This is a genomic window from Inquilinus sp. CA228 (assembly GCF_052078665.1).
In the GTDB taxonomy this organism is placed as follows: domain Bacteria; phylum Pseudomonadota; class Alphaproteobacteria; order DSM-16000; family Inquilinaceae; genus Inquilinus.
Genome location: NZ_JBQJIK010000142.1, coordinates 1 through 8,529, shown reverse-complemented (window position 1 = coordinate 8,529; position 8,529 = coordinate 1). Strand labels below are relative to the sequence as shown.

General features: G+C 71.0%; 9 protein-coding genes and 1 riboswitch. All 9 genes read left to right on the top strand.

Features of this window, described 5'->3' with window-relative positions:
• Positions 1-961, top strand: a 961-nt coding sequence (locus tag ACTOWL_RS37030) for an amino acid ABC transporter ATP-binding/permease protein (protein ID WP_441326319.1), incomplete at its 5' end; no start/stop codon positions are given.
• Complete coding sequence (locus tag ACTOWL_RS37025; protein WP_441326318.1) at positions 948-1,355, top strand: YbaN family protein; 408 nt, start codon at positions 948-950, stop codon at positions 1,353-1,355. The genes ACTOWL_RS37030 and ACTOWL_RS37025, both read left to right, overlap by 14 nt.
• 70 nt (positions 1,356-1,425) lie before the next feature.
• Positions 1,426-2,106 (top strand): winged helix-turn-helix domain-containing protein, encoded by a 681-nt coding sequence (locus ACTOWL_RS37020; protein ID WP_441326317.1) that lies wholly within the window; start codon positions 1,426-1,428, stop codon positions 2,104-2,106.
• Complete coding sequence (locus tag ACTOWL_RS37015; protein WP_441326316.1) at positions 2,093-3,550, top strand: sensor histidine kinase; 1,458 nt, start codon at positions 2,093-2,095, stop codon at positions 3,548-3,550. Before ACTOWL_RS37020 ends, ACTOWL_RS37015 begins: the two co-directional genes overlap by 14 nt.
• Positions 3,551-3,613: 63 nt before the next feature.
• Positions 3,614-3,717: riboswitch (guanidine-I (ykkC/yxkD leader) on the top strand.
• A 98-nt stretch (positions 3,718-3,815) separates the two neighbouring features.
• Entirely contained in the window at positions 3,816-4,880 is a 1,065-nt protein-coding gene (locus tag ACTOWL_RS37010) for a putative urea ABC transporter substrate-binding protein (RefSeq protein ID WP_441326315.1), read from the top strand.
• 23 nt (positions 4,881-4,903) lie between these two features.
• On the top strand, positions 4,904-5,725 hold the full coding sequence (locus tag ACTOWL_RS37005) for an ABC transporter permease (RefSeq protein WP_441326314.1): 822 nt from the start codon (positions 4,904-4,906) through the stop codon (positions 5,723-5,725).
• Positions 5,722-6,525, top strand: coding sequence for an ABC transporter ATP-binding protein (locus ACTOWL_RS37000; RefSeq protein WP_441326313.1), 804 nt, complete (start codon positions 5,722-5,724; stop codon positions 6,523-6,525). The genes ACTOWL_RS37005 and ACTOWL_RS37000 overlap by 4 nt, the downstream gene beginning before the upstream one ends.
• Positions 6,522-7,727: an agmatinase family protein gene (locus ACTOWL_RS36995; protein WP_441326312.1), complete on the top strand. Its 1,206-nt coding sequence runs from the start codon at positions 6,522-6,524 to the stop codon at positions 7,725-7,727. The genes ACTOWL_RS37000 and ACTOWL_RS36995 overlap by 4 nt, the downstream gene beginning before the upstream one ends.
• Positions 7,728-7,858: 131 nt before the next feature.
• Positions 7,859-8,284 (top strand): hypothetical protein, encoded by a 426-nt coding sequence (locus ACTOWL_RS36990; RefSeq protein ID WP_441326311.1) that lies wholly within the window; start codon positions 7,859-7,861, stop codon positions 8,282-8,284.
• Positions 8,285-8,529 lie beyond the last annotated feature (245 nt).

Sequence of the window (8,529 nt, the reverse complement as noted above, 5' to 3'; positions counted from 1 at the left end):
GGCGGCGCTGGCGATCCTGGCGCTCGGCGTGGCCGGGAGCGCCGCCGGGGTGCTGCCAGGCCCGGCGGTGGCGCTGATGATGCTGGGCGCGCTGGCCCTGTTCGACGCGCTGGTGCCGCTGCCCCTGGCCTTCCAGAATCTCGGCCGCACCCGCGCCGCCGCCCGCCGGCTGCTCGACTTCGCCGGGCTGGCGCCGCTGGTGCGCGACCCGGAGATGCCGGCCCCCGCCCCGGCCGGCAACAGCATCACCCTGTCCGGCGTGTCCTATCGCTACCGGCCCGGCGACCGACCGGCGCTGCACGACATCGACCTGGAATTGCCGGAGGGCGGGCGGATCGCCCTGGTCGGCCCGAGCGGCAGCGGCAAGAGCACGCTGGCCGCCCTGATCCTGCGCTTCCGCGACCCGGATGCCGGCACCATCACCCTGGGCGGCGTCGAGTTGTGCCGCCTGCCGCAGGCCGAGATCTGGCGCCGCGTCGCGTACCTGTCGCAGCGCAGCCAGATCTTCGCCGGGACGAACCGCGACAATCTGCTGATCGGTGACCCGGACGCCGGCGACGACCGGCTGGCCGCGGCGGTCGAGGCCGCCGACCTCTCGGCCTGGGCGGAGTCGCTGCCGCGCGGCCTCGACACCTGGGTCGGCGAGGCCGGGGTCCAGGTCTCCGGCGGCCAGGCCCGGCGCATCGCCCTGGCCCGCTGCATCCTGAAGGACGCACCGATCCTGGTGCTGGACGAGCCGACCGAGGGCCTCGATGCCGACACCGAGGCGCAGGTGATCGAGGCGCTGGAGCGGCTGACCGCCGGCCGCACCACGCTGGTGATCACCCACCGCCCGGCGCTGCTGCGCCTGGCCGACAGCGCCGTGCTGATGGCCGAGGGCCGGATCGCGGTGCAGGGCGTGCCGGCCGAGATTCTCGACGCCGCCCTGCCAGGGCGGGCGAAACGCCATGCCGCGGTTTGACCTCAACCGGATCGGAGGCCTGGGGCCGACCACGCTGCGGCTGGTGCTGCAGGTGTTCGGCACGCTGTGCGTGATCGCCGGCATCATCGGGGTGTTCGTGCCGCTGTGGCCGACCACGATCTTCATGATCCTGGCGCTGTGGGCCTTCGCCCGGTCCTCGCCGCGGCTGCACAATTGGCTGCTGACCCATCCCCGCTTCGGCCCGACGCTGCAGGCCTGGGAGCGGCATGGCGCCATCCCGGCCTGGGCCAAGCTGCTGGCGGTGGTCAGCCTGGCCGCCAGCCTGGCGATCGTCGCGTTCTCGGTGCATTCGCACCTGGTGGTCGGGATCGTCGCCGCGGTCTTCGCGATCCTGATCCTGTACATCCTGACCCGCCCGAACGCCAAAATCTAACCGGGGCATGGGCCGGCCATGACACGCTTGTCATTTCCGAACCACCCCGCCTCGTCGTAAGGTCCGGATCATGCGAATCCTCGTGATCGAAGACGACGCCCAGGCCGCGCAGTACCTGACCAAGGGTCTGCGCGAGAGCGGATTCGTCGAGGACCATGCGCCGGACGGGCCGCAGGGCCTGTTCCTGGCGACCAGCGAGACCTACGACGCGATGATCGTCGACCGCATGCTGCCGGGCATGGACGGGCTGCTGATCGTCGAGACCATCCGGCGCAACGGCAACCAGACCCCGGTGCTGTTCCTGAGCGCCATGGGCCAGGTCGACGACCGGGTCCGCGGCCTGCGCGCCGGCGGCGACGACTATCTGACCAAGCCCTACGCCTTCACCGAGCTCTTGGCCCGGCTGGAGGCGCTGCTGCGCCGCGGCACCGCGCCCGCGGCGGCGCAGACCGAGCTGCAGATCGGCGACCTGAAGATGGACCTGCTGTCGCGCAGCGTCACCCGCTCCGGCCGCAAGATCGACCTGCAGCAGCGCGAGTTCCAGATCCTGGAGTACCTGATGCGCCATTCCGGCCAGGTGGTCACCCGGACCATGCTGCTGGAGAATGTCTGGAACTATCATTTCGATCCGCAGACCAACGTGATCGACGTCCATATCAGCCGGCTGCGGCAGAAGATCGACCGCGACTTCGACGCGCCGCTGCTGCAGACCGTGCGCGGCGCGGGATACTGCCTCCGTGCATCTGATTAGGGTCCTCCGCAGCTCCACCTTCCGCTATGCGATCATCTACATGCTGGTGTTCGGGGTGTCCGTCGCCGGGGTGATGGGATTCGTGTACTGGCAGACGGTGCGGGTGATCGCGGCGCAGACCGACGACACCATCCAGGCCGAGATCACCGGCCTGGCCGAGCAGTACCGCCAATTCGGCTTGGTCGGCCTGATGCGCATCATCCGCGAGCGCAGCCAGGCGGCCCCGGGCCGGCGCGGCCTGTACCTGCTGGCCGACCGCAACTACAACCGGATCGAGGGCAACCTGTCGTCCTGGCCGCCGATCGCGCGCGGTATCCCGGACAGCACGGTCGATTTCCTGGTCGCGACCGATGCCGGCGGGGACTCCAAGCCGCAGGTGGCGCGGGCCCGCACCTTCGCCCTGATCGGCGGCTTCTACCTGCTGGTCGGGCGCGACATGACCGAGCGCACCGACTTCACCAAGCTGATGACCGATGCGCTGATCGGCGGCCTGATCCTGACCGCGGTGTTCGGCATCGCCGGCGGCATCCTGATGAGCCGCAGCCTGCTGGGCCGGATCGAGGGCATCAACCGCGGCACCGAGGGCATCCTGCAGGGCGACCTGACCCGGCGCATGCCGGTGCGCGGCAACCGCGACGAGTTCGACCGCCTGGCCACCAGCCTGAACGCCATGCTGGACCAGATCGACGGGCTGATGACCGGCATGCGCGGCGTCGCCGACAACATCGCGCACGACCTGCGCAGCCCGATCTCGCGGCTGCGCAGCCGGCTGGAGGTCTCGCTGATGAGCGAGACCGACGCCGACGGCTTCCGCCGGGCGATGGAGGATGCGATCCGCGAGGCCGATGGCATCCTCGCCACCTTCAACGCGCTGCTGGAGATCGCGCTGGCCGAGGCCGGGGCGGTGCGCGACCGGTTCAGCCCGATCGAGCTGTCGGCGCTGGCCGCCGATGCCGGCGAGCTGTACGGCCCGGTGGCCGAGGACAAGGGCCAGACGCTGGCGATCGAGATCGAGCCGGGCGTGACCGTGCCCGGCAACAGCCATTTGCTGGCCCAGGCCGTGGCCAACCTGCTGGACAACGCCATCAAATACACGCCGGAGGGCGGCCGGATCGCGCTCGCCGTCCGGCGCGACGGCGACGGCGCCGTGCTCGACATCCGCGACAGCGGCCCGGGCATTCCGGAGGAGGCGCGCGGCCGGGTGCTGGACCGCTTCGTCCGGCTCGACGCCAGCCGCAGCGCCCCGGGCGCCGGGCTGGGCCTATCGCTGGTCTCGGCGGTGGCGCGGCTGCACCGGGCGACGCTGTCGCTGACCGACAACGCGCCCGGGCTGCACGTCGCGATCCGCTTCCCGCATGTGCTCGCCGGCCTCCAGGACGTGCCGCAGGATAGTGCCCAAATTTCAGGCGCCGGGGGCAAAATCGCGTCATCGGCCGCGTCCTGACCGGCCGAAGGCCGCCATCCCGGCCGATGACCGGATGGCACGTTCCTTGCGTTCAATGACATCGTGCAGAGCGTCTAGGGTTCCGGTCGCGTGGCGATGCTGGTCCGAGAGACGCACTTCGGCCCGGTGACGGGCGGAAGACACGGCGGGACAAAATCCCGGGAGGTCACTGCACGGGTTCGCCGCCGCGGACCGGCCTCCCCTGTGCGCGGCGAACTCCTTGTGGCGAAACCGGCCGACGGCCGTTCAAGCGAGGAGTTTCCCGATGCCGCTGCAAAGGTTTGCCGTCCTCCTTCTTGCCCTGATCTCCGCCCTTGCCGTCGCCCCTGCCTGGGCCGCGCCGAAGAAGAGCTTCGACGTCGCCTGGACCATCTATGTCGGCTGGATGCCCTGGCCCTATGCAGCCGAGACCGGCATCGTCAAGAAATGGGCCGACAAATACGGCATCACCATCAACGTGGTGCAGATCAACGACTACGTCGAATCGATCAACCAGTTCACCGCCGGCAAGTTCGACGGCGTCACCCTGACCAACATGGATGCGCTGACCATCCCGGCGGCCGGCGGGGTCGACACCACGGCACTGATCGTCGGCGATTTCTCGAACGGCAATGACGGCATCGTCTCCAAGACCGCCGGCAGCGTCGCCGCGCTGAAGGGCCAGAGCCTGAACCTGGTCGAGCTGTCGGTGTCGCATTACCTGCTGGCCCGGGCGCTCGACGCCGCGGATCTGTCCGAGCGCGACGTGAAGGTGATCAACACCTCCGACGCCGACATCGTCGCCGCCTTCAAATCGCCGGACGTGGCCAGCGTCGTCACCTGGAACCCGCTGCTGGCCGAGGTGACGGCCGAGCCCGGCGCCACGCTGCTGTTCGACAGCAGCAAGGTGCCCGGCGAGATCATCGACCTGATGGGCGTCAACACCGAGACGCTGAAGGACAACACCGATTTCGGCAAGGCGCTGGTCGGCATCTGGTACGAGACCCTGGCGCTGGTGACCGACCCCGGCGAGAAGGGCCGGGCGGCGCGCGAGGCGATGGCCAAGCAGTCCGGCACCGACCTGGCCGGCTTCGAGGCCCAGCTGGCGGCGACCCGGCTGTTCGCCGACCCGAAGGAGGCCGTGGCCTTCAGCCAGAGCCCGGAGCTGGTGCGCACCATGGATTTGGTGCGCAGCTTCTCCTTCGACCACGGCCTGCTGGGCGAAGGGGCGCGCAGCAAGGACGCGGTCGGCATCGGCTTCGCCAAGGGCGAGACGCTGGGCGATGCCGGCAACGTCAAGCTGCGCTTCGACCCGACCTACATGGCGCTGGCGGCCGACGGCAAGCTCTGACCCGGGGTCCGGGACCCCACGCCATGCGCCGCGCCATGAACATCGCGCCGGGCCGCGGCACCCGCCTGCTGCTGGCGCTGTTGCCCTTCCTGATCCTCGCCTGCATCTATGTGCTGGGGTCGGCCGAGCGCCGCGCCGCCAACCCGGGCGACAAGCTGCTGCCGCCGGTCGCCGAGATGGCCGACACCGCCACCCGGCTGGCGACCGAGCCCGACCGCCGCACCGGCGAGATCACGCTCGTCGCCGACACCGCCGCCAGCCTGCAGCGCCTGGCGCTCGGCCTCGCCGTCGCCACGCTGATCGCCCTCGCCCTCGGCACCGCGCTCGGCATCCTGCCGCTGGCCGATGCGACGCTGGGGCCGGTGGTCGCGGTCGTGTCGATGATTCCGCCGATGGCGCTGCTGCCGGTCCTGTTCATCGTCTTCGGCCTGGGCGAGCTGTCCAAGGTGGTGCTGATCGTGATAGGCATCGCCCCGTTCCTGGTGCGCGACCTGGCGATGAGCGTCGGCGCCATCCCGCGCGAGCAGCTGATCAAGGCGCAGACGCTCGGCGCCTCGACCTGGCAGACGGTGCTGCGGGTGGTGCTGCCGCAGATCCTGCCGCGGCTGATCGAGGCGCTGCGCCTGTCGCTGGGCCCCGCCTTCCTGTTCCTGATCTCGTCCGAGGCGATCGCCGCGGATAGCGGCCTCGGCTACCGCATCTTCCTGGTCCGCCGCTATTTGGCGATGGATGTGATCCTGCCCTATGTCGCCTGGATCACACTGCTGGCCTTCCTGATGGATATGGCGCTGGCGCGCCTCGCCCGCGGCGCCTTCGCCTGGGCCTATGACGGGGGCCGGCGATGAGCGCGATCGCCGTCCGCGACCTCTGGGTGGAGTACGGCGACCAGATCGTGCTGGAGGCGATCAACCTCGACATCGCCCCGGGCGCCTTCGTCACCATCGTCGGCCCGTCCGGCTGCGGCAAGAGCACCTTCCTGCGCCTGCTGCTGGGCCAGGAGCGGCCGAGCCGCGGCCTGCTGCTGCTCGACGGCGCGACGCTGCCGGACGAGCCGGGGCCGGACCGCGGCATCGTGTTCCAGCGCTATTCGGTGTTCCCGCACCTGACCGTGCTGGGCAACGTCCTGGCCGGCTTCGAATTCGCCGCCAGCCCGGTGCTGGGCCGGCTGTTCGGCGCCGCCCGCCGCCGGGCGGTCGGGGACAGCGAGGCGCTGCTCGACGCGGTCGGCCTGGCCGCCCATCGCGACAAGCACCCGAGCGCCCTGTCCGGCGGCATGCAGCAGCGCCTGGCGATCGCCCAGGCCCTGGCGAAGCGGCCGAAGGTGCTGCTGCTGGACGAGCCCTTCGGCGCGCTCGACCCCGGCACGCGGCTGCAGATGCACGCGCTGCTGACGCCGCTGTGGCGGCAGCACGGCATGACCGTGGTCATGGTCACCCACGACCTGAAGGAGGCGTTCGGGCTCGGCACCCGCCTCCTGGCCTTCGACAAGCTGCGCCACGACCCGCAGGCGCCCGGCCGCTACGGCGCCCGCGTGACCTATGACCTCGATCTCACCCGCCGGCAGCCCGCGCCCCTCGCACCGGTGCCGCCGGCCGACCAGGGCGACCAAGCCCGCCTTCCGATCGCCCAAGGAGCGATGCCATGACCCCCGCCTTCCAGCGCGGCCGGCGCCAGGCCGGCCCGGCCCCGAAGCCGTCCGGCCGCCGCTTCCACCATCCCGACTTCACCGCCCGCGACATGCAGGGCTGGAAGGCGCTGGACGCCGAGGGCCGGCTGCCCGAGGACGGCTGGCGGCGCGAGCAGCAATGGGCGCTGGACATGGGCCTGGCCGGGGCCGACAGCCTGACCGACAAGACCATCCCGACCTTCGCCCGGGGCGAGTTGCCCCATTTCGCCGGGATCAACACCTTCCTGAAGGCCCCCTATGTCGAGAACGTCCGCGACGTCGGCCGATACGACGCCGCGGTGCTGGGCATCCCCTTCGATTCCGGCACCACCTACCGGCCTGGCACCCGCTTCGGCCCGCAGGGCATCCGCCGGATCTCGGCCCTCTACACCCCCTACAACTACGAGCTGGGCGTCGATCTGCGCGAGCAGATGACGCTGTGCGATGCCGGCGATGTCTTCACCATCCCCGCCAATCTGGAGAAGAGCTTCGATCAGATCACCCGCGGGGTGAGCCATGTCGCCTCCTCCGGCGCGCTGCCGATCATGCTGGGCGGCGACCATTCGATCGGCTTTCCCTGCGTCCGCGGCATCGCCGACGTCACGTCCAAGCGCATCGGCATCATCCATTTCGACCGGCACATCGACATCCAGGAGAAGGACCTGGACGAGCGGATGCACACCACGCCCTGGTTCTGGGCGACCAACCTGCCGAACGTGCCGGCGACCAACCTGGTGCAGCTGGGCATCGGCGGCTGGCAGGTGCCCCGCGCCGGCGCGGCCGAGGCGCGCAAGCGCAACACCAACGTCCTGACCATCGCCGACATCGAGAGGCTCGGCCTGGAGAAGACCGCCGAGATCGCGCTGGAGCTGGCCTGGAAGGACGCCGACGCGGTCTATGTCTCCTTCGATGTCGATTCGATCGATTGCGGCTTCGTGCCCGGCACCGGCTGGCCCGAGCCCGGCGGCTTCCTGCCGCGCGAGGCGCTGAAAATCCTGGGGCTGGTCACCGCGCCCGGCATCTGCGGGCTTGAGGTGGTCGAGGTCTCGCCGCCCTACGACACCTCCGACATCACCGCCCTGTTCGGCGTGCGCGTGGTGGTGGAGGCGCTGGGGTCGATGGTGGCGCATGGCACGCTGGGCAAGCACCGCGCCATCATCGACAAGCCGGTGACCTTCTGATGCACGGCCCCCATCACCACCACGATCACCCGCATCACCATCCCCATGGTCATGCCCATGACCACGGGCATACGCACGACCACGGCCATCTCCCGCCCGGCCCCGGCCACAACGGTCCGGCCGGACGGGCCGTGCAGTGGCAGACGCCGCACCGGCCCGGCGGGCCCGAGCCCGGCCCGGCCGTACCGCCGCCGCCGGATCTGGACCTGGTCGAGGCCGCCTTCGTGGACGGCTTCGCCCGGGCGGCCGACCCGGTCAGCTTCCTGCGCCTCGCCGGCATCCCCTTCGTCGGCGAGGATTCGGCCGGGCGGCGGCTGCACCTGCTGCGGGTGGAGAGCGCGGAGGCGGTGGATGTCGGCTCGGTGGCGGCGCTGCTGGGCGGCGGCGGGATGCGCTACGCCCCGCTGCCGGGCCGCCTGGCCTCGCGGCGCCGCCGGCTCGGCGTCGTCTACCAGGACGGGCCGGAGACGCGGCATCTCGGCTTCGCCGAGGCCCGCGCCCTCGCCGACCGCAGCGACGCCTCGACCCTGTCCCTGCCGCCCGCGCCGCCACGCTGAAAAGGAGACCCGCGATGACCCTGCCCTCGCCGTGGCTGACCCGGCTGAAAGCCCTGCGCAGCCTCGTCTTCCGGCTGCTGAAGGCTCGCGCCGGGCGGCTATAGGTCGCCGGCGAGATCCTGCCGGATGATCTCGACCAGCCCGTCGAACACGTCCTCGGTGCCGCCGACGCGCTGGCGGCGGGCGCCGTCGCCGCCGGCCAGGAACGCCGCCTGCTCGGTGAACCTCATCGCCGTCCGCGACCC